At 52.3% G+C, this 20,351-nt stretch carries 21 protein-coding genes and 2 tRNA genes; 9 read left to right on the top strand and 14 right to left on the bottom strand.

The genetic code is table 11. From position 1 onward, the window contains the following. Window positions 1-41 precede the first annotated feature (41 nt). Both mdoH and mdoG read right to left on the bottom strand, forming a co-directional pair. Window positions 42-2,570, bottom strand: coding sequence for a glucans biosynthesis glucosyltransferase MdoH (mdoH, locus tag ACMGGM_RS21510; protein ID WP_023338244.1), 2,529 nt, complete (start codon window positions 2,568-2,570; stop codon window positions 42-44). After that, window positions 2,563-4,116 (bottom strand): glucans biosynthesis protein MdoG, encoded by a 1,554-nt coding sequence (gene mdoG / locus ACMGGM_RS21505; RefSeq protein ID WP_047343585.1) that lies wholly within the window; start codon window positions 4,114-4,116, stop codon window positions 2,563-2,565. Before mdoG ends, mdoH begins: the two co-directional genes overlap by 8 nt. A gap of 254 nt (window positions 4,117-4,370) precedes the next feature. Here mdoG and mdoC point away from each other — a divergent pair, with 254 nt between their 5' ends. Further along, window positions 4,371-5,510, top strand: coding sequence for a glucans biosynthesis protein MdoC (gene mdoC / locus ACMGGM_RS21500; RefSeq protein ID WP_023337083.1), 1,140 nt, complete (start codon window positions 4,371-4,373; stop codon window positions 5,508-5,510). A 35-nt stretch (window positions 5,511-5,545) separates the two neighbouring features. On the opposite strand, the gene ymdB is transcribed toward mdoC, so the two are convergent. The 5 genes from ymdB to csgB form a co-directional block, all read right to left on the bottom strand. Further along, window positions 5,546-6,088 (bottom strand): O-acetyl-ADP-ribose deacetylase, encoded by a 543-nt coding sequence (gene ymdB / locus ACMGGM_RS21495; RefSeq protein WP_014883339.1) that lies wholly within the window; start codon window positions 6,086-6,088, stop codon window positions 5,546-5,548. 81 nt (window positions 6,089-6,169) lie between these two features. Next, window positions 6,170-6,490, bottom strand: a complete 321-nt coding sequence (locus ACMGGM_RS21490) for a hypothetical protein (RefSeq protein WP_014883338.1) — start codon at window positions 6,488-6,490, stop codon at window positions 6,170-6,172. Window positions 6,491-6,649: 159 nt separating this feature from the next. Next, window positions 6,650-6,982, bottom strand: a complete 333-nt coding sequence (gene csgC, locus ACMGGM_RS21485; RefSeq protein ID WP_023337081.1) for a curli assembly chaperone CsgC — start codon at window positions 6,980-6,982, stop codon at window positions 6,650-6,652. 60 nt (window positions 6,983-7,042) lie between these two features. Continuing rightward, complete coding sequence (gene csgA / locus ACMGGM_RS21480; RefSeq protein WP_014883336.1) at window positions 7,043-7,495, bottom strand: curli major subunit CsgA; 453 nt, start codon at window positions 7,493-7,495, stop codon at window positions 7,043-7,045. A gap of 41 nt (window positions 7,496-7,536) precedes the next feature. Continuing rightward, window positions 7,537-7,992, bottom strand: a complete 456-nt coding sequence (csgB, locus tag ACMGGM_RS21475; protein ID WP_014883335.1) for a curli minor subunit CsgB — start codon at window positions 7,990-7,992, stop codon at window positions 7,537-7,539. Window positions 7,993-8,747: 755 nt separating this feature from the next. Here csgB and csgD point away from each other — a divergent pair. Genes csgD through csgG form a run of 4 tightly spaced genes read left to right on the top strand, consistent with a single transcriptional unit; the run spans window position 8,748 to window position 11,089 of the window. Continuing rightward, entirely contained in the window at window positions 8,748-9,398 is a 651-nt protein-coding gene (gene csgD, locus ACMGGM_RS21470) for a biofilm master transcriptional regulator CsgD (protein WP_014883334.1), read from the top strand. Between the two features lie 4 nt (window positions 9,399-9,402). Then, window positions 9,403-9,792, top strand: coding sequence for a curli production assembly/transport protein CsgE (gene csgE, locus ACMGGM_RS21465; RefSeq protein ID WP_047624969.1), 390 nt, complete (start codon window positions 9,403-9,405; stop codon window positions 9,790-9,792). Between the two features lie 23 nt (window positions 9,793-9,815). After that, window positions 9,816-10,229 carry a curli production assembly/transport protein CsgF gene (csgF, locus tag ACMGGM_RS21460; protein ID WP_014883332.1) on the top strand — a complete coding sequence of 138 codons (414 nt, stop codon included), beginning with the start codon at window positions 9,816-9,818 and terminating at the stop codon, window positions 10,227-10,229. Between the two features lie 26 nt (window positions 10,230-10,255). Next, on the top strand, window positions 10,256-11,089 hold the full coding sequence (gene csgG / locus ACMGGM_RS21455) for a curli production assembly/transport protein CsgG (protein WP_014883331.1): 834 nt from the start codon (window positions 10,256-10,258) through the stop codon (window positions 11,087-11,089). A gap of 43 nt (window positions 11,090-11,132) precedes the next feature. Here the strand turns inward: csgG and ACMGGM_RS21450 are convergent, their stop codons facing one another. The 4 genes from ACMGGM_RS21450 to ghrA all read right to left on the bottom strand — a co-directional run bounded on the left by ACMGGM_RS21450 (window position 11,133) and on the right by ghrA (window position 14,047). Next, on the bottom strand, window positions 11,133-11,615 hold the full coding sequence (locus ACMGGM_RS21450; RefSeq protein WP_074170090.1) for a DUF1097 domain-containing protein: 483 nt from the start codon (window positions 11,613-11,615) through the stop codon (window positions 11,133-11,135). 96 nt (window positions 11,616-11,711) lie between these two features. Then, window positions 11,712-12,266 (bottom strand): molecular chaperone, encoded by a 555-nt coding sequence (locus ACMGGM_RS21445; RefSeq protein WP_023332670.1) that lies wholly within the window; start codon window positions 12,264-12,266, stop codon window positions 11,712-11,714. Between the two features lie 20 nt (window positions 12,267-12,286). Next, window positions 12,287-13,024, bottom strand: coding sequence for a phosphatase (locus ACMGGM_RS21440; RefSeq protein ID WP_014883328.1), 738 nt, complete (start codon window positions 13,022-13,024; stop codon window positions 12,287-12,289). A gap of 84 nt (window positions 13,025-13,108) precedes the next feature. Continuing rightward, entirely contained in the window at window positions 13,109-14,047 is a 939-nt protein-coding gene (ghrA, locus tag ACMGGM_RS21435) for a glyoxylate/hydroxypyruvate reductase GhrA (protein WP_032637010.1), read from the bottom strand. 232 nt (window positions 14,048-14,279) lie between these two features. On the opposite strand from ghrA, the gene ACMGGM_RS21430 reads away from it, so the two are divergent. Continuing rightward, window positions 14,280-14,367: transfer RNA gene (locus ACMGGM_RS21430), tRNA-Ser, on the top strand. A gap of 133 nt (window positions 14,368-14,500) precedes the next feature. Here the strand turns inward: ACMGGM_RS21430 and ACMGGM_RS21425 are convergent. Further along, window positions 14,501-15,406 carry a LysR family transcriptional regulator gene (locus ACMGGM_RS21425; RefSeq protein WP_032628841.1) on the bottom strand — a complete coding sequence of 302 codons (906 nt, stop codon included), beginning with the start codon at window positions 15,404-15,406 and terminating at the stop codon, window positions 14,501-14,503. 109 nt (window positions 15,407-15,515) lie between these two features. On the opposite strand from ACMGGM_RS21425, the gene ACMGGM_RS21420 reads away from it, so the two are divergent. From ACMGGM_RS21420 to ACMGGM_RS21410, 3 genes are all read left to right on the top strand, one after another. Continuing rightward, complete coding sequence (locus tag ACMGGM_RS21420) at window positions 15,516-16,376, top strand: pirin family protein (RefSeq protein WP_014883325.1); 861 nt, start codon at window positions 15,516-15,518, stop codon at window positions 16,374-16,376. Window positions 16,377-16,395: 19 nt separating this feature from the next. Further along, on the top strand, window positions 16,396-17,073 hold the full coding sequence (locus tag ACMGGM_RS21415) for an isochorismatase family protein (protein WP_023337077.1): 678 nt from the start codon (window positions 16,396-16,398) through the stop codon (window positions 17,071-17,073). Window positions 17,074-17,210: 137 nt separating this feature from the next. After that, a tRNA-Ser gene (locus ACMGGM_RS21410) sits at window positions 17,211-17,298 on the top strand. Window positions 17,299-17,443: 145 nt separating this feature from the next. On the opposite strand, the gene ACMGGM_RS21405 is transcribed toward ACMGGM_RS21410, so the two are convergent. Together ACMGGM_RS21405 and phoH are read right to left on the bottom strand one after the other, a co-directional pair. Then, entirely contained in the window at window positions 17,444-18,949 is a 1,506-nt protein-coding gene (locus ACMGGM_RS21405) for an alanine/glycine:cation symporter family protein (RefSeq protein WP_023332665.1), read from the bottom strand. 406 nt (window positions 18,950-19,355) lie between these two features. Continuing rightward, window positions 19,356-20,147 (bottom strand): phosphate starvation-inducible protein PhoH, encoded by a 792-nt coding sequence (phoH, locus tag ACMGGM_RS21400; RefSeq protein ID WP_014883322.1) that lies wholly within the window; start codon window positions 20,145-20,147, stop codon window positions 19,356-19,358. Between the last annotated feature and the right edge of the window lie 204 nt (window positions 20,148-20,351).

Below are 20,351 nucleotides of genomic sequence, written 5' to 3'. Positions count from 1 at the left end.
TCTGGCGGGTGGCGCTACGCTTACCCGCCCTGGTTAACAACTTACTTCGCCTTCAGTGCAAGCGGATTCAGCTTCACGTCTTTGTAGTAGTTCACCCACGAAGAATACTTTTCCGGAGCGGACCATACGCGATAGTGAAGCCTTGCCATCGTGACCGGATCGCTCAGCAGCACCAGACGACGGTCGCGGTTGAGTTTTTCCGGCGTCTCGTTAAGCGCCTGCTCAACGTGACGATCGCGGGCAATCTCCAGCACATGACTTGCACGGTGACGCGCCGTCGCCATGGCTGTTGCCAGGGCGTTAAATGACGGGTTAAACACGGCGTGCATAAAGCCATCATCCAGCGTGCGATTGCGGTTCTGCTCCAGATAGGTATCGGTATCCACCAGCACCTTCGGCGGGGAGTACTCTTCCGGGATCAGGAACAGTTTCCAGCGTTTAGTCCGCAGTCCCACCGTTGAACGGCTGGAGATCACAGAGACGAACGGCGACAGGATCAGCGAGAAGACAATCGGCGCCAGCCAGAACAGGAAGCGCAGATCCAGCCAGGCCATGCCCGCCGCCCACACGAGACCCAGCAGCAGCTGAGAACCGTGACGCATGAAGGCTTCGCCCCACGGCGTGGAGTCGTCATCACGCTGCGGTGAGTTCCAGACCACTTCCCAGCCCAGGAACGCACTGACCACAAACACGGTGTGGAACAGCATACGCACCGGTGCCAGCAGCACAGAGAACAGCACTTCCAGCAGCAGTGAAAGGGTCACGCGGAAGAAACCGCCGTACTCTTTCGAACCTTTGCACCAGATCAGGATGATACTGAGCAGCTTAGGCAGGAACAGCAGCACCATGGTAGACGCAAACAGCGCAATTGCCAGCTCCGGACGCCACTGCGGCCACACCGGGAACAGCTGGCGCGGTTGCAGGAAGTATTGCGGCTCCGTCAAAGCATGGACGACCTGCAATGCAGTAGAGAGCGCAAGGAACATGAACCACAGCGGTGCAGAGAGATAAGACATCACGCCCGTCAGGAACACCGCGCGGTGAACCGGGTGCATCCCTTTGACAAGGAACAGGCGGAAGTTCATCAGGTTGCCGTGACACCAGCGGCGGTCACGCTTGAGCTCATCCAGCAGGTTCGGTGGCAGCTCTTCGTACGATCCCGGGAGGTCGTAGGCAATCCAGACGCCCCAGCCCGCACGACGCATCAGCGCAGCTTCCACGAAGTCATGCGACAGAATAGAACCGGCAAACGAACCCTCACCTGGCAGCGGCGCCAGCGCACAGTGTTCAATGAACGGCTTCACGCGAATAATGGCGTTGTGACCCCAGTAGTGCGATTCACCCAACTGCCAGAAGTGCAGACCGGCAGTAAACAGCGGCCCGTAAACACGGGTGGCAAACTGCTGGCAGCGCGCATAAAGCGTGTCCATACCGGACGCTTTTGGCGAAGACTGAATGATCCCCGCGTTCGGGTTGGCTTCCATCAGACGCACCAGACCGCTCAGGCAGTCACCGCTCATGACGGAGTCCGCATCCAGCACCACCATGTAGCTGTACTGGTTACCCCAGCGACGGCAGAAGTCATCGATGTTACCGCTTTTACGCTTCACACGACGGCGACGACGACGGTAGAAGATCTGGCCTTCGCCCTGCACTTCTGCAATCAGCTCCATCCACGCTTTTTGTTCTGCAACGCAGATATCCGGGTTGTAACTGTCGCTCAGAATATAGACGTCGAAATGCGCCGCGTTGCCGGTCGCCTTGACGGACTCCCAGGTCGCACGCAGGCCCGCAAATACGCGGTCAACGTCTTCGTTACAAATAGGCATGATCAGCGCGGTACGGTGCTCAGGATTGAGGGGTTCATCCCCGACCGTTGACGCTGAAATGCTGTATTTGTCCCGCCCCATCAGCAATTGCAGGAAGCCCATTAGCGCGGTCCAGAAACCTGCCGAAACCCAGCAGAACAGAACCGCAAACAGCAGGAGGATGCCGCTTTGCAGGATATAAGGCAGTAGCTGCATGAAGGAGACCCAGAGATCCTGGCCCATCATGTCCGTTGGGTTAATAAACGCCCAGCCCTGGTAAGGCAGAATGGTTTTCATGTACCAGGTCGCGACAACCGTTTGTGCCAGCGTCAGAAGCAGCAGGATGTAACGGCGAATAGTCCCCACGGTACGCCATTTCTGCTCAGAGGCCTGCTCTTCTTTCGTCAGGCGTGACAGATAGCGCGGCGTCACATCACGCCCACGCAGGCGATCCCAGAAGCGGCCAACCGGGTTGGTGCGCCATGGATCGGGGAACATAGAGGAACGCGTCGCCTTCGGCATCGCCTGAAGCTGATCGCGTCCTTCGTCGTCTTTAATCAACTGCCCTTCTGCCAGCGAGTCTGGCCATGCCTGCTCCAGACGCGCTTTTACTGACCCCAGCGGCGTATCATCATCACGGGAAAACTGACGATGTTCACCATCCAGCGCGGTGTGAACCGCGCGGATGTCGCTCTTAGGCAGCGCCGCTTTTTCGATATCCGTCAGCGGCATGGCATCAATATATTCAGATGTATTATTCATTGGCAGGTAGCTGATAGCTCCAGGTTTCACTCAGCGGCTGATCGTCACTGACCAGCGCAGCACGCATTTCAGTGGTCTGTTTCGGATCTTTCACTTTCACGCGCAGGGTCAGACGCCAGCCTTTGGTTACCGGATTGTAACGCACCGTGTTTTCAACGATTTCACCGTTATCACCAATGCTGGCCTGAGCCGACACCGCCGTATCCGGAGACAGTTTCTTCATATCCTGGCCTGTGAAGTCCACGACAAACGCCACGGTACCGTCAGGCTGACGGATAAGGTTAGACTGCTTCACATCACCCGTTGAGCGGCGAGTCTGCATCACATACGCGTTATCCGGCGCATGCAGCTTATCTTCGTCGCGGCTGAAGGTAATGGTGTACTTAAAGTTCATCTCTTTGCCGGCTTCCGGCAGTTGATCCGGCGTCCAGTAAGCGACGATGTTATCGTTGGTTTCGTCGTTGGTTGGAATTTCAACCAGCTCTACCTTGCCTTTACCCCAGTCGCCTTTCGGCGTAACCCAGGCGCTTGGACGCAGGTCATAACGATCGTCCAAATCTTCAAAGCGAGAGAACTGACGGCCACGCTGCAGCAGGCCAAAGCCCTGCGGGTTTTCCATCGCAAAGCTGCTTACTGCCAGATGTTTCGGATTATTCAGCGGACGCCAGATCCACTCACCGTTACCGGCATGAATAGACAGACCATTGGAGTCATGCAGTTCCGGGCGGTAGTTGGTTGCCGGCGACGGCTGGTTTGGCCCAAACAGGAACATACTGGTCAGCGGCGCAACGCCCAGTTTGCCCACTTTGTCACGCAGATAGACTTTAGACTGCACGTCAACGACCGTGTCACGACCCGGCATAATCACAAAGCGATAGGCACCGGTTGCGCGCGGGGAGTCCAGCAGCGCATAAATAGTCAGACGTTTGTCCGTTGGTTTTGGACGTTCAATCCAGAACTCGCGGAAACGCGGAAACTCTTCACCTGATGGCAGCGCGGTATCAATGGCCAGACCACGCGCAGAAAGCCCATACACCTGCCCCGCGCCAATCACGCGGAAGTAGCTGGCGCCAAGCATGCTGACGATTTCGTCGTTTTTATCTTTGCTGTTAATCGGGTAAAGCACCTTGAAGCCTGCGAAGCCCAGGTCTTTCACCGTATCTTTGTCGTGTTGCACATTGCCAAAATTGAAGTAATCCGGGCTGTACTTGATCTTACGTACCGCGGTCGCCGTCACTTCATTGATCGCAACAGGCGTGTCGAAGTACATACCCTGATGATAAAATTCAAGCTTGAACGGGGTTTTAATGTTGTTCCAGTACGCTTTATCGTGATTGAACTGGATCTGCTGATAGTCCGCATACTTCATGTCGCGGAAAACGGAGGGCAAGTTACTTTTCGGCGCTTCGTAGCTCTTGCCTGCCATCGATTTTGCCTGTTTTGCGACATCGTCGATGTTAAAGGCCAGTGCCGATGAGGTATACAGTGATAACACGACTGCAGCACCCACCCAACGCATTTTCATCATCTGTGGTTTATGTTTCATAATAAGTAAGCACTTCCCCCTTTGTGTGCTTATATCGATCCGATCCATTTTAATGGAAACTCAGGCAATCCGACAACATAATCACTGCTTTGTTCAGCTACTGGCTCATGGATTAAGCAAATGAAAGAACCCGCGATTCACTTTGCGTGCTTATCCTGGAGACAGTGTGTCGGTCTTGGTGTAGGGTTGGCGTCGAATGTAACCATTATGAGTCTTAGGGATAAGACGAAAAGTCTGAGAATGCACAAAGTTATATGAGCACATCACCAACAGAACGTGAATATTTCCTCGACTCGATCCGGGCATGGCTGATGCTATTGGGGATCCCCTTTCACATTTCACTGATTTACTCCAGCCACACGTGGCATGTTAATAGCCAGATGCCCTCCTGGTGGCTCACGCTGTTTAATGACTTTATTCACGCCTTCCGTATGCAGGTGTTTTTTGTCATTTCAGGCTATTTCTCCTACATGCTTTTTTTACGCTATCCGCTGAAGCGCTGGTGGAAAGTCCGCGTAGAGCGCGTGGGTATTCCTATGTTGACCGCCATCCCGCTGCTGACGCTGCCGCAGTTCATTATGCTGCAGTATGTTAAAGGCAAAGCAGAGAACTGGCCGAATCTTACGCTGTATGAAAAGTACAATACGCTGGTCTGGGAACTGGTGTCTCACCTCTGGTTCCTGCTCGTACTGGTGGTACTGACCACGGTCAGCCTGGTGATCTTTAGCCGTCTGCGCCGTCATTTAAGCACGACCGCTGACGCCTTCTTCGCCAACGTCACGCTGGGCAAACTGTCGGTGCTCTTTTTGCTGCTTGGCGTTGCTTATGCCGCCGTGAGACGCACTCTGTTTATCGTCTACCCACCGATACTGAGCGACGGGTTGTTTAATTTTGTGGTGATGCAGTCGCTGTTCTACATTCCGTTCTTTTTAATTGGCGCACTGGCGTTTATTTATCCGAAGCTTAAAGCCTTGTTTACCACACCGTCACCGTGGTGCGCAGTGGGTGCCGCCTTCGCGTTTGCGGCCTATCTGCTGAACCAGCGCTACGGTAGCGGCGACGCCTGGATGTATGAAACGGAAAGCGTGATCACTATGCTGCTGGGCTTGTGGATGGTGAATGTGGTGTTCGCACTCGGCCACCGCTTGCTGAACTTTAAGTCCAGCCGCGTGACCTACTTCGTCAATGCTTCACTGTTTATCTATCTGGTGCATCACCCGTTGACGCTGTTCTTTGGGGCTTACATCACGCCGCATATCGCCTCTAACACGCTGGGCTTCTTTACCGGACTGGTGTTTGTAGTGGGCGTGGCGATCGTGCTCTACGAGATCCATCTGCGGATCCCTCTCCTGCGTTTCCTGTTTTCAGGCAAACCCCAGACGAAAACTGCCTGAGCAGCGTGGCGCACTGACGGTGCGCCACGTTTGTTTCAACTCTCCAGCGCTTGTCTGCGCTGCGCCAACAACCGCTGATACAGATGCAGGGTGTCTTCATCAAAACAGACAAAGGTCACCTTCTCTGGCAGCGGTTTCAGCGACAGGTAGCGGTAAACGGTTTCTACCGCGATGGTCGCCGCTGCCGCCTTAGGATAACCATACACGCCGGTACTAATTGCCGGAAACGCCATCGTTTTGTAGCCGTTGTCGGCGGCAAGCCGTAGACAGTTTCGGTATGCCTCTTCCAGCAGACTCGCTTCATGGTGGTCGCCGCCCTGCCATACTGGGCCAACGGCGTGAATCACCGCTTTGGCCGGAAGGTTGCCCGCAAGCGTAATCACCGCATGGCCCGGCGGGCATTCGCCCTGTTGCTGACGCACGATTTTACAGGCTTCCAGCAGCTGCGGTCCGGCAGCGCGGTGAATAGCACCGTCAACCCCGCCTCCCCCCATCAGGGAAGGATTGGCCGCATTGACGATGACATCGACATGCTGGGTCGTAATATCGCCATGAATCACTTCAATTTGCGGTTTCATAAAAGCCCTCTGCTACCCGCCTTTTTCTTAAGTGTATCGCAGAGGGGTTATTGAGAAAAACGATCGGCGGTAAAACACGAATTAGCGGTACTGGATCTGAACCACTGCGAGCGTTTTTTCAGGATTAAGGTATTTCATATCCACTGTCGCCAGGCTGGAAGGTGTCGTCATGCCGTTCAGCGCATCGTCGTAACTGACCATACGGGTTTGCATACGGTTTTTATCCGGGCACGATACCGCCAGCTGCCGATGTTGCTGCGTAACTTCACACGGGTCAGCAACGATTGCACCGCGAAAGTGAATGACGCCCCCTTCCGCAAAAGTGGCCGAATGTGCAGGAACGATAAAGGCAGAAACGAGCAGGCCCAAACCTGAAATAAGATGTGCAAAATTGTGGGTCACGATAGGTACTCCTCAATGAAAATCGTCCATGAGGGGCAAACGCGCTTCATTATGTTAACGAAGTGTCACGTTACGGAACATTACGACACAGTTCCTGATAACAGCATAGCTCAACGGCACAGACCCGCCACCTTCGCAACATATTGATATTATGAATTATTAGAGCGCGCGCCCTCCAGGCGACCACTGTTGTGATAAATGAAGTGCTTTTCCATCAGTGACGGTTACCACGATCGTTACCGTGTCTCCCGCAGAGATATTTAAACTCAAGCGCATTAAATCAATCGCCTGATTAGCGGGGATAAAAAGTGTGTTTTGCTGGCGGGATGAACTTTGTCCACTCTGCCCTTCGCGCAAAGAAACAATCTGGACCTGACAATCACACGATTCCGTCAACGTGACCTGCGGAATAATGGTGGTCATATTGCCCTGCTGTGAGGTTTGAAAGGTTATCTGGCTCGACAGCGCGGCGAGGAGAATTAAGGTATTCATAATTAACTCCCGAAAAAAAACAGGGCATCAGCCCTGTTTTTTGTAGCACAGATGTCAGTATCAGTACTGATGAGCTGTCGCGTGGTTACCAAAGCCAATCTGGGTAACGTTGACGGTGGAGTTAGACGCCGTCTGGTCTACCAGTGCGCCGTTAAGGCCACCGTACTGGCTGACATTCATCACGGAATCTTTACTGTTCCACTGATCAAGTGTCGCACTGTTGCCAAATCCGTTCTGGGTCAGGTTAATGCTACTGTCGTCAGACCCCTGGCCAACGTCAGCGCCGTTACCGCCACCGGTCTGGCTAATATTCAGAACTGAATTTCTGGCATCAGTCTGCAGGGCCAGCGCGGAGTTACCGCCACCATTCTGGTAAATATTCAGGGTTGAATTTGGGCCACCGTATCCGCCATGACCATGTCCATGACCCCATCCGCCCTGGTTAATCATACCAGCCATAGCACTACCAGAAACTACGATTGCTGCAAGTGCTGCCACTTTGATAAATTTCATGGTAAACCCCCATCGGATTGATTAAAGTCGTCGCGAAATAACTAGCGTTGAATAACGCGAATTGCCATCTGCGACTGTTTCTGCACTACAACTGCGGTTTTCTGCGTACCGTACTGCGTAATATTTGCTCTATTACCCGACCCTTTCTGGATAATTTTTGCACTGTTACCATATCCATCTTGCGTAATACCTGCATCGTTCCCGTTACCGCTCTGATCGATCCAGGCAATATTGTAAGTCCCTGATTGATCAACTCTCGCTCTGTTGCCTGCACCATCCTGGGAAACGACTGACAAGAGTTTCGACCCTTCCTGGCGAATCTGAGCGTCATTAAATACGCCCTGTTGACCAATAATGGCTGCCTGATTTAATGATGAACGACTTAATTCATTAACCGCAAAATTATATTCAGCATTCGCCAAATCAGTATTAGCCGCGGTTACAAATCCAGGCACACCCAGTAATGTAAACATCAAAAATAACGATGTGTTTTTCATGTTGTCACCCTGGACCCGGCTACCTGAAAACACCCTGTTCGTATTTCGTGTTAAACGACTCGTTTTTTTGTTAACGCGTCGTTACGGTGAAGAGTATGTCCGCTGAAACATTTTAAATATCTCACCCGCGTGGCTTATTTTTATTTATCAGGTCACCACAAAGTCGTAATTTGCAGAAAAAATACACATTACACAGGCTGGTTTAATTTTTATAGAATATTTATGCGCGTTGTGTCGTACAACGACGACAAGCCTGCCCACGCTTCCCTCCGCGTTGTTTAAGCGTAACGGCAGGATGGCATTTTGTTCATCACGTGACACAGGACGTGTTTTCTTAAGCCAGAGAGAGGAGAACATAATGGCTTAGAAAGTATCAGTTACTCATACCAAAGCTTAACGTCTCAAAAATAAAAATTAAGACATAAAATCAACCAGTTAATAAAATTTGTATGATTTTTAAAATCTGTGCACGCCTATTTATATGTACAACTTTCATATCAAATAACAACATTCAAAAGAGCCAATATTCACAAATTAATATTGATTTTTACATCTTGTTACATGATTAACACTTGCTTTAAACTTCGTAAAAGCTAGATTGAAATTAGCTGTACGAAATTGGTTTTATATTTACCTCCCTGTGGAGGTTATGTTCTGATTCTACACACAGCAGTGCAACATCTGTCAGTACTTCTGGTGCCTTCCTCTTTTCAGGAGGGCAGCTGTCAGGTGCCAAAAATAAGTGGGGTTTCATCATGTATAATGAAGTCCATAGTTTACATGGTCATACATTACTGTTGATCACAAAACCTTCTCTGCAAGCGACAGCTTTATTACAACATTTAAAGCAATCTTTATCATTGAACGGGAAATTGCATAATATTCAACGTTCTTTTGATGATATTGCGCCTGGCAGCATCATTCTGTTTGATATGATGGAAGCTGATAAGAAGCTTATCCATTACTGGCAAGATAACTTAAGCAGGAAAAACAATAATATCCGCGTGTTATTATTGAACACTCCTGATGAATACCCTTTCAGAGATATTGAAAGCTGGCCGCATATCAATGGCGTGTTCTACGTCACTGAAGAAGAAGGCCGGGTGGTAGAGGGTCTGCAGGGCATATTGCGCGGAGAGTGTTATTTCTCGCAAAAGCTGGCCAGCTACCTCATCACGCACTCCGGTAACTACCGCTATAACAGTTCGGAATCCGCGCTGCTCACGCACCGTGAAAAAGAGATCCTGAACAAACTACGCATTGGTGCTTCAAATATTGAAATCGCCCGTTCGTTATTTATCAGCGAAAATACGGTAAAGACGCACCTTTATAATCTTTTCAAGAAGATAGCTGTTAAAAATCGAACTCAGGCTGTTTCATGGGCAAACGATAACCTCAGGCGTTAATCACATGAAGCGCACGTTGAGTTGGATCGCCGCAGCGAGTTTCTTGCTCGCTGCAGGGAACCTGCAGGCCGTCGAGGTCGAAGTTCCCGGATTGTTAACTGACCACACAGTCTCATCGATCGGGCACAGTTTTTACCGGGCCTTCAGTGATAAATGGGACAGTACTTACACGGGTAATTTAACAATCAACGAGCGGCCCAGTGCACGTTGGGGAAGCTGGATAACCATCACGGCTAATCAGGACGTTATTTATCAAACGTTTTTATTCCCCTCGAAAACAGACTTCGATAAAAACGTGGCCTTAGCACTGGCTCAAACTGAAGATGCTATTAATCGCCTGCAAATAGACAGAGCGCTATTAAGCACCAGCGATTTAGCAAAAGATGAGTTCTAGCGAACCGATATGCGGAGGCTGTCATGCGTATTGCATATGCAGTTGTTTCGATAATGCTTATTACCCCTCTTTGCTGGGGCGGAAATATGACGTTCCAGTTCCGTAACCCTAACTTTGGCGGTAACCCTAACAACGGTGCGTTCCTGCTGAATGAAGCTCAGGCGCAAAACTCCTATAAAGATCCCAGTTATAAGGACTTTACCGTTGATACCCCTTCCGCACTGGATAACTTCACCCAGGCTATCCAGTCGCAAATTTTAGGGGGATTGCTGACAAACATTAACACCGGCAAGCCCGGCCGAATGGTGACCAACGATTTTATTGTCGATATCGCCAACAGAGACGGACAACTTCAGTTGAACGTAACCGATCGTAAAACCGGAAAAACCTCCACCATTGAGGTTTCTGGCCTACAAAGCAATTCAACTGACTTTTAAATAATAGCTAAATAAGGACAACGATCATGCAGCGCTTCCTGATATTTGTTGCAGTGTGCTTATTGAGCGGTTGTTTAACTGCTCCGCCTAAAGAAGCTGCAAAACCAACATTAATGCCTCGGGCTCAGAGTTATCGTGATTTAACCCATTTGCCTTCTCCAACGGGCAAAATATTTGTCTCGGTGTACAACATTCAAGATGAAACAGGGCAATTTAAGCCCTACCCGGCCAGTAACTTCTCCACGGCAGTGCCGCAAAGCGCCACCGCCATGCTGGTTACCGCACTCAAGGATTCGCACTGGTTTATACCGCTGGAACGCCAGGGGCTACAGAACCTGTTAAATGAACGAAAAATTATTCGTGCTGCACAGGAGAATGGCACCGTCGCGGACAATAACCGAATGCCTCTGCAGTCTCTGGCTGCGGCAAACGTCATGATCGAAGGCTCGATTATCGGTTATGAGAGCAACGTTAAATCGGGTGGTGTGGGAGCACGTTACTTTGGGATTGGCGCGGATACCCAGTATCAGCTCGACCAAATTGCCGTTAACCTGCGTGTCGTCAACGTCAGTACCGGTGAAGTGCTCTCCTCGGTAAACACCAGCAAAACGATATTGTCTTATGAAGTCCAGGCGGGGGTATTCCGCTTCATCGACTACCAGCGTTTACTGGAAGGTGAAATTGGTTATACCTCGAATGAACCGGTCATGATGTGTCTGATGTCAGCCATTGAAACCGGCGTGATCTTCCTGATTAACGATGGTATCGATCGCGGGCTGTGGGATCTGCAAAACAAATCAGACGTGCAGAACCCGATCCTGGTGAAATACCGTGATATGTCCGTGCCTCCTGAATCCTGACAGGAAGCGCATAAAAAAGGCGAGATGATTATCTCGCCTTTTTTTATTCACTCACCGCGGTGATGTTTTGCGTTTTTTCCCGTCGCGCCGCCAGCCAGAGACCGCTGTTCTTCATGGCATAGCCAAACAGCAACCCCAGCGCCAGTGAAGGGACGACCAGCTTCCACTCCCCCTGCCCGGCAAAGGTCGCGCACGCCCCCATAAAGGTGCCCGGTACAAACGACAGCAGCAGATGCTTCGCCTGAATACACATCAGGAAGGCAACGACCCCCGTCATGACGTAGCCCAGGATCTCCAGATGCGGCGCCAGCGCGCTGCCTTTGATGATAACCAGCGCCCATATAACGCCGCTCATCAGCGTGCAACCAGAGATAAAGAGCCCTTTCAGCCCTCCCTGCGGGCAGGCGAAATAGGCCGTGCAGCCAAGGAAGCCTGCCCAGCTTAATAAACCGAGAGACACCGCCACCCATCCCCAGATACCGGAGAGAATGCCAGTCGTGATTGCAATACAAAGTAATATGTTCATGGTGCGCATCTTAGCAGATGCGCACCATGGAAATGAGATCAGAAGCACATTACGTGCAAGTTGAAATGCATCGTTGCAGAATTTTTGTGATGTAAATCACTCTTCACTCTCTTCTTCCAGCTCATCCCACATTGCCGCGATGGCGTCGCGCGTCAGCGGAGCCAGGGTTCTCCAGAACGGAGAGGTGGCGTGGGCTTCAACTTTCCCCAGGAATGTTCCAACCCACGGCAGCAGATACGTCTCGAAGAGGATTTCGATGGCTTCATTTTCATCATCACCCGCGTTGTCTTCGATCCAGGAGGCCGCCAGCAGCAGAGTACCAATATGATCGGCTGGCGTATCGCTCAGCGGCATACCGCGCTCAGAGAGGAATGCCCGCACTTCCGCTTCGGTCGCCCCTTCCTGCCAGGCAGAACGGTAAGGCGAAACGCGGCACTCTTCCCCCACGAACAATGCGTTGTAGTCCGTTGAGATCTGCTGCATATCACAGCTTTTCTGCAGACGTTCCAGTAACTCATCCTGTTCCAGCGGCCAGTTCTGCGCCAGCTTACCCTCGCGAATGAGCGTAAACAGCGGAACCAACAGCGGGTCCTGCGGCTGGCGATAATACAGGGAGCCCAGCACGCGGCAAAGGATGGAGAATTCATTCATTGTGTTATTCCGTTATTCAATTAAAGGTCGGCAAATTCATCAACGGGCGTCATGCCGCGCGACTCCAGGAAGTCGAGCATACGGCGTGGCGTGACGTTCAGGATCTGTGCTTCCGGGAAATTGACGTCCTGCAGCACTTTCATGCACTCGCCAAAATCCCCCAGCGTGAAGGCCGTGTGCGAATCAGAGCCCAGCGCCACCATCCCTCCGGCATCACGCACGGCGGCTGCCACTTCGCGACAGTTGGCTTCACTGCCTTTACGCGAGTGCACGAACGAGGAGTTGTTAATCTCCAGCGCCACACGGTGTTTCGCGGCGGCCTGCGCCACGGCCTGAATATCAATAGGGTATTTAGGATTACCCGGATGGCTGATGATATGCACATTGCCGCTGGCAATGGTGGCAATCATCGCCGCGGTATTGGTCTCTTTATCCTGCGGTGGGAAAACCGGCTCATGGAAACCGGCAAGGATCAGATCTAAGGAGGTCAGCATCGGGCCGGTGCAGTCGATTTCACCGTCGGTGTTTTTGATGTTCGCCTCAATGCCGCGCAGTATCCCAATGCCATCCACCAGACGTGGCCAGATCCGCATATTCACAAAATGCCAGTAGTGCGGCGCATCCGCCATATCCGGGCCGTGATCGGTTATCGCAAAGAGCTTAATACCTTTTAGCTTTGCCTGGGCGATATAATCATGGAGGTTGCTATACGCGTGGGTGCTGGCGACGGTGTGCATATGCAGGTCAACGGGATACATCTTTCTCTCCTCTGCGGTTTTTCCAAAGGATAGCAGTTATCAGCGGCGAATATTAGCAAAAACCCGGCCAACGCCGGGTTTCTCTCAGTAGCCGCGCTGTCGGTCGACCTGACCGGTAACCGCGTTCCCCTTCTCTATTTCACCGATAGTATGCGAGATATAAGCCACCGCCTCAGCCGGTCGCGTCACGGCGGCGACATGCGGGGTCATTGCCACGCGAGGGTGTCGCCATAGAGGGCTTTCTTCAGGCAGCGGCTCACGGCTGTAAACATCCAGCATGGCACCTTTAAGCTTTCCGCTATCCAGCGCCTTCAGCAGATCCGGCTCCACCAGATGCACCCCGCGCGCAAGGTTCATCAGGTAGCTCTGATCGGCCAGCTGATTGAGCAAGGCTTCGTTGATAATCCCCACCGTTTCCGCCGTATTCGGCAGCAGGTTGATCAGCACGCGTGTGCCTTTCAGAAATGCCGGGAGTTCATCCGTTCCGGCAAAACTCTCAACGCCCGGATACGCTTTACGGCTACGGCTCCAGCAGCGTAACGGGAAGCCCCACGGGGCAAGGGCTTCAGCCACCTTTGAGCCCAGCACGCCCGCCCCGAGGATACCGATGGTAAAGTCTTCACGTTGATATTCCGGCAGCGGCTCCCAGTGGGATTGCTGCTTAAAGGCCTGATAATCATCAAAGCGACGGAACCAGTGCAGGACCTGGCTGACGGCATATTCCTGCATTTGCTGGCCCATACCGGTATCTTCCAGGCGGAACAGGGGGATATCTTCCGGCAGCATCTCCGGGTGTGCCTTCAGTTTGCTCAGAATGGAATCCACGCCAGCGCCAAGCGCAAACACGGCCTTCAGTTTACGGCCCTGAAGCATCTCAACGGGTGGATGCCAGACCAGCGCATAGTCAGCATGTTCGTTATCGCCCCGCTTCCACTCACGAACGCGCGCGCCCGGCAGTGCTGCCGACAGTGCTTTAATCCAATAAGCCGTATCAAAAGTGGGGTGATAGAAGAGTATATCCATAGTCATTCCTGCCTTTTTTCGCGCTGTTTTGTTTTCATTTTCAAATGGATTGTCAGCATAACAAATTTATGGCGCTATGTTATTGCTGATAAAAAAGACGCTTTTCGCACATTTCGGAATCAGGTTGCCTGAAGTTTGTCTAAACACGCTAAATTACTGAAAAAGTGAGTTGACGGCAGTTCGGCTTTTCCTTACATTAGCGCCCGTCCCGGCAACAACGGGATGACAATATGGTGAGGTGTCCGAGTGGCTGAAGGAGCACGCCTGGAAAGTGTGTATACGGCAACGTATCGGGGGTTCGAATCCCCCCCTCACCGCCATATTCAAGATGAGAGCTCGTACGAAAGTACGGGCTTTTTTCTTTTATATTCTCCAATAGGGGGGGATGAGAACTTTGCTTCCTCTGCGGTGATGGTGTCGGGTGGCGCTTCGCTTACCCGACCTACAAAGAATTTACTCCTCAACCATCCGCGCATACTCTTCGGTTAGAAAATCGACCAGCGCCCTGACCGATGGCAGTAGACCGCGCCGCGAAGGATACACCGCGTGGATCACTTCCCGTCTGGGCTCCCAGGCATCCAGAACCCGCACCAATTCCCCTTTCGCCAACTGATCTTTAACCATTAAAATCGGCAACTGCACCACGCCTACGCCCGCCATCGCCGCTTCCCGCAGCGCCAGCATATCGGTAGTTATAAAGCGCGGCGTGTAGTGGATTTCGGCTTTCGCTCCCTCCGGACCGCTCAGATCCCATTTATGCAGTTGCTTGCCCGCCCCCATACTTAAACCCGGCCAGTCACTGAGTTCAGCAGGCATCACCGGGTTGCCCATCCGCTCAATCAACGCCGGGCTCGCCACCAGGCAGTGTCCTCTGTCAGCCAGCACCCTTAACACCAGATCGCTGTCATCAAAGGGACGCGGACGAACGCGGATCGCCACGTCAATGCCTTCTCCTACCAGGTCAACCCGCCGGTTGGTGGCCTCCAGCTGAAGATTGATCCCCGGGTAACGCGACATAAACCGCGCCAGCATGGGCCCCACATGAACGTGCAGCAACGTGACAGGACACGTTATCCTGACAACACCGCGCGGTTCAGCCTGTAAGGCAGCCACCGCCTCCTCCGCCGCTTCAGCCTCGACCAGCATGGCTTTACAGTGCTGATAGAACGTTTGCCCCACCTCCGTCACCGTAAACTGCCGCGTGGTACGCTGTATCAACCGCACACCCAGTCGCTCTTCCAGTTGCGCAATCCGGCGGCTCAGTTTCGATTTAGGCTGATCGAGCGCCCGACCTGCCGCTGCAAACCCACCGTGGTCCACCACTTTCACAAACCACACGAAATCATTGAGATCCTGCATATGCCCCCATTGTTCCATTTTAAGAACAGTGAATGTCATTTTCACTCTCTACCGGGATATTAGCTCTGAATATAAGCTAATTACATCGACAGCACATCAGGAGTTAATCATGAAAACCGTAACAGGCGTCTATACCGCACCTCGTCCCCATTGGGTCGGAGACGGTTTCCCGGTTCGTTCGATGTTTTCCTACCAGACGCACGGTGAATCACTCAGTCCGTTCCTGCTGCTGGACTATGCCGGTCCCTACACCTTCCCGGCGGATGGCGCGAAGCGTGGCGTGGGCGAGCACCCTCACCGTGGCTTTGAAACGGTCACCATCGTCTACTCCGGCGAAGTGGAACATCGTGACTCCAGCGGCAAAGGCGGGGTCATCGGACCGGGCGACGTGCAGTGGATGACGGCGGGCGCAGGCATTTTGCACGAGGAGTTCCACTCCAGCGCGTTCTCGCAGAAAGGCGGCGAACTGAAAATGATGCAGCTGTGGGTCAACCTGCCCGCCAAAGACAAGATGGCAGCGCCCGGTTACCAGAGCATCACGAAGGCGGATATCCCTGTCGTCACGCTGCCGGATAGCAGCGGAACGTTGCGCGTCATCGCCGGCCGCTTTGACGAGGTGACTGGCCCGGCTCATACCTTCTCACCGCTGAATGTGTGGGATCTGACACTACGCCAGGGCAGCCACCTGACGCTCAATCAGCCTGAAGGCTGGAGCACGGCGCTGGTGGTACTTGAGGGCAGCGTAACGGTGAACGGCACCACGCCAGCGGGTGAGGCACAGCTGATCGTATTCAGTCAGCAAGGCGACAAGCTTCATCTGGAAGCAAACGGCGACGCAAAAGTACTGCTGATGGCCGGCGAGCCGCTGAATGAACCGATTGTGGGCTATGGCCCATTTGTGATGAACAGTAAAACCGAAATCGCGGAAGCCATTCGTGATTTCAACTCCGGCCGCTTCGGCCAGATCTAAACGTAATAAGGAGCGCAAAATGTCTACCCCTGCAAACTTCAACGGTACACGTCCCGTCATTGACGTAAACGATGCGGTCATGCTGCTTATCGACCACCAGAGCGGGCTGTTCCAGACCGTCGGCGATATGCCGATGCCAGAACTGCGCGCCCGTGCGGCGGCGCTGGCAAAAATCGCCACCCTGGCGAAGATCCCGGTGATCACCACCGCTTCCGTCCCACAAGGACCGAACGGCCCGCTTATCCCGGAGATCCACGCCAATGCGCCGCATGCTCAGTACGTGGCCCGCAAAGGTGAAATCAACGCCTGGGATAACCCGGAGTTTGTGGCGGCAGTAAAAGCCACCGGGCGCAACACGTTGATCATTGCGGGCACGATCACCAGCGTCTGCATGGCCTTCCCGTCCATCAGCGCGGTTGCGGATGGGTATAAAGTCTTTGCGGTAATTGACGCCTCCGGGACCTACAGCAAAATGGCGCAGGAGATCACCCTCGCGCGTGTGATGCAGGCCGGTGTGGTACCGATGGACACCGCGGCGGTGGCGTCTGAGATCCAGCGAACCTGGAACCGCGAAGATGCTGCGGAGTGGGCTGAGGTGTACACCCATATCTTCCCGGCGTACCAGCTGCTGATCGAAAGCTATAGCAAAGCTCAGGAAGTGGTTAAAAACAGCGAAGTGCTCGATTCACAGCGTTAATTCAGCCCTCAGCGGCATGTGCTGATTAAGGCTTAACCGAACAAGCACGAATACAGAAAATCTGCTTGACCGTGTAAGCGCAACTCCCTATAGTAGCGCCCCGTTGCCCCCCACGCGGTCAGGCAGCAAAACAATATGGTGAGGTGTCCGAGTGGCTGAAGGAGCACGCCTGGAAAGTGTGTATACGGCAACGTATCGGGGGTTCGAATCCCCCCCTCACCGCCATATTCAAGATGAGAGCTCGTACGAAAGTACGGGCTTTTTTCTTTTATATTCTCCCTACAAAACCCGTAGGCCCGTGCAAGCGTAGCGCCGCCGGGCGAAACGTTGTCAGCAGTCTGAGCCCGTATTGCGATACGGGCTGTCACGATTAATTGTTCAGTTTCCCTGCGCTTTGCTCTCTCACGACAGAAGTCGTCTGCCCCGGATTCGCAGCCGGTTCATCCTTACGCTCTCCCAGCCAGTAATCGGCATTTTTAATTCCCAGTCGAACCGGATCAAACTGTGGATCCAGTCCCTGTGCATTCTGGGTTTCATAATCCTTAAGGCTGACAAAGGCTTTTTTATGTAAAAGTACAATGGCAATAATGTTAAGCCATGCCATCATCCCAACCCCAATATCCCCCAGTCCCCATGCCAGATCCGCGGTGCGGACGGTCCCGTACACTGTGGAAGCCATCAGACATAATTTGAGCAGGAATGTCAGCCAGGGACGGTGAATTTTACGGTTGATGTAGGCGATATTGGTTTCGGCGATATAGTAGTACGCAATAATGGTGGTAAAGGCGAAGAAGAACAGCGCAATGGCAACAAAGTAATTACCAAAGCCCGGCATCATACTTTCCATCGCCGTCTGAACATAGCCAGGACCTGCGGCCACGCCTGCAATCCCCGTATAGAGTGCAGCGCCATCGACGCCCTGAACATTATACAGCCCGGTGATCAGCAGCATAAACCCGGTCGCGGAGCAGACAAACAGCGTATCGATATAAACTGAGAAGGCCTGCACCAGCCCCTGTTTCACCGGATGGCTCACCGCTGCCGCAGATGAAGCATGCGGTCCGGTCCCCTGTGCCGCTTCGTTGGAATAGACGCCGCGCTTAACGCCCCACATAATCGCCTGACCCAGAATCGCGCCAAAGCCCGCTTCAAAGCCAAAAGCACTTTTCCAGATCAGCAGAATAACACCAGGAAGCTCGGTAATATTAATCGCGATAATAACGCAAGCCACAATAATATAGCCGAGTGCCATAAACGGAACGACCATACTGCTAAAACTGGCGATCCTTTTCACACCACCGAAAATAATAAAGCTTAACAGTACGGCAAGTAATGCCGCCGTGACATTGGGATCAAGCCCAAAAGCTATCTCCAGGCTGGCGCCAATCGAGTTTGCTTGAACCCCTGGCATTAATAAACCGCAGGAGAAAATGGTGACGACTGCAAATAACCATGCATACCATTTGACCCCTAATCCTTTTTCGATATAAAAGGCAGGACCGCCACGATATTCACCGTTGATTTTTTCTTTATAAACTTGGCCCAACGTAGATTCCACAAACGCTGAGCTGGCACCCAAAAACGCCACCATCCACATCCAGAAAAGTGCGCCCGGTCCACCGAAGGTGATTGCGGTGGCGACACCAGCAATGTTTCCGGTCCCTACTCGCCCTGCCAGCGTCATCGTCAGTGCCTGGAAAGACGATACCCCTGCATCGGTAGGACGCCCCTGGAACATCAAGGTAATCATATGTTTTATATGACGTAACTGCAAAAAACGACTACGTAATGAGAAATAGAGACCGACACCCAGACATAAGAATATTAACGCCGGGCTCCAGATAACACCGTTAATTGCACCAACCAGTTCGTTCATGTATGACCCTCAACGTGATGTTCCAGGGAAACGGTTCCCCATGGGATTTTCTTGTTAGAATGTTGTTTGAATCAGTACGAAACATAGATAATTACCCTCAATACACCAACTTAATTTTTACAACTTAGTAACATTATGTGACAACATTCACGTTTAAATTTGAACGAACAATTAGCGCGATCATGATATTCATGGGTATTTTGTGGATATTATAAATACGCATCACATTTCGCCAGGCGTGATAAAAACCCACCGCTGAAATGAATACCGAAATGATGAATTCCGCACGACAGGCGATCTATTAAAAGATAACCAGGCGCGAGAAGAGCCCAGGAATAAAAGAAGCTTCCCGGCATGATGCCGGGAAGGGATTACTGAAGAAGGATAAAACGGTAATGTTTTACCTTCAGTCGGAATAGACTTGCAACGTCCGCTGACACAGTGCCGAACGCACGCAATCCTCTTTCGTGAAGCGTACCACCCCAATCATCTCATCTTCCTCAAAACGTGACATCGCGTCGCTCAGCCCGGATTTCACGCCGGATGGCAGGTCACACTGGGTAATGTCGCCGTTAACGATGACCGTCACGTTCTCCCCGAGGCGCGTTAAGAACATCTTCATTTGCGCAGCGGTCACGTTCTGAGCCTCGTCAAGAATGACGACCGCATTTTCAAATGTACGTCCGCGCATATAGGCGAACGGCGCGATTTCCACCTTGCCAATCTCTGGTCGCAGGCAGTACTGCATAAAGGATGCACCCAAACGCTTCACCAGCACGTCATAGACGGGTCTGAAGTACGGGGCAAACTTCTCCGAAATATCGCCGGGCAGGAAGCCGAGATCTTCATCCGCTTGCAGTACCGGACGGGTAACAATAATACGCTCCACGTCCTTATGGATGAGCGCTTCCGCCGCTTTGGCTGCACTGATCCAGGTTTTCCCGCATCCGGCTTCACCGGTTGCAAAGATGAGCTGTTTACTCTCGATAGCATTCAGGTAGTGCGCCTGAGCCTCATTGCGCGCCACAATTGGAGAATGATCACGGCTGTCTCGGGCCATGCCAATTGCTTCTACGCCACTCATCTGCACAAGCGAGGTGACCGATTCTTCTTCACGCTGTTTATGGCTACGTGAGTCCCGTCTCAGCACACGTTTTGCCTCGCGACGAGCTTTGATCACTGCTTTTTGTCTTCCCATGGATAGCACCTTGAGTTGTTGGTATTCATCACACGTGCCAGCGTCGGCACGATTATGCGCACGAACATCAGAGGGTTGGCTTCCTTGTAAGCCATTGCTTGCTTTATCAGATGACGATACAGAACGGCTACGCGCACCAGTCTGCACGTCGGTCGAATCAGATTCTTGAGGAGAGGGGGAGAATTTAGTGGTGAGGAAATCGCT

This window comes from Enterobacter sp. BNK-14 (assembly GCF_047456095.1).
Classification (GTDB): domain Bacteria; phylum Pseudomonadota; class Gammaproteobacteria; order Enterobacterales; family Enterobacteriaceae; genus Enterobacter; species Enterobacter kobei.
The sequence above is the reverse complement of the archived record's forward strand: the minus strand, read 5'-3'. Positions and strand labels throughout refer to the sequence as shown.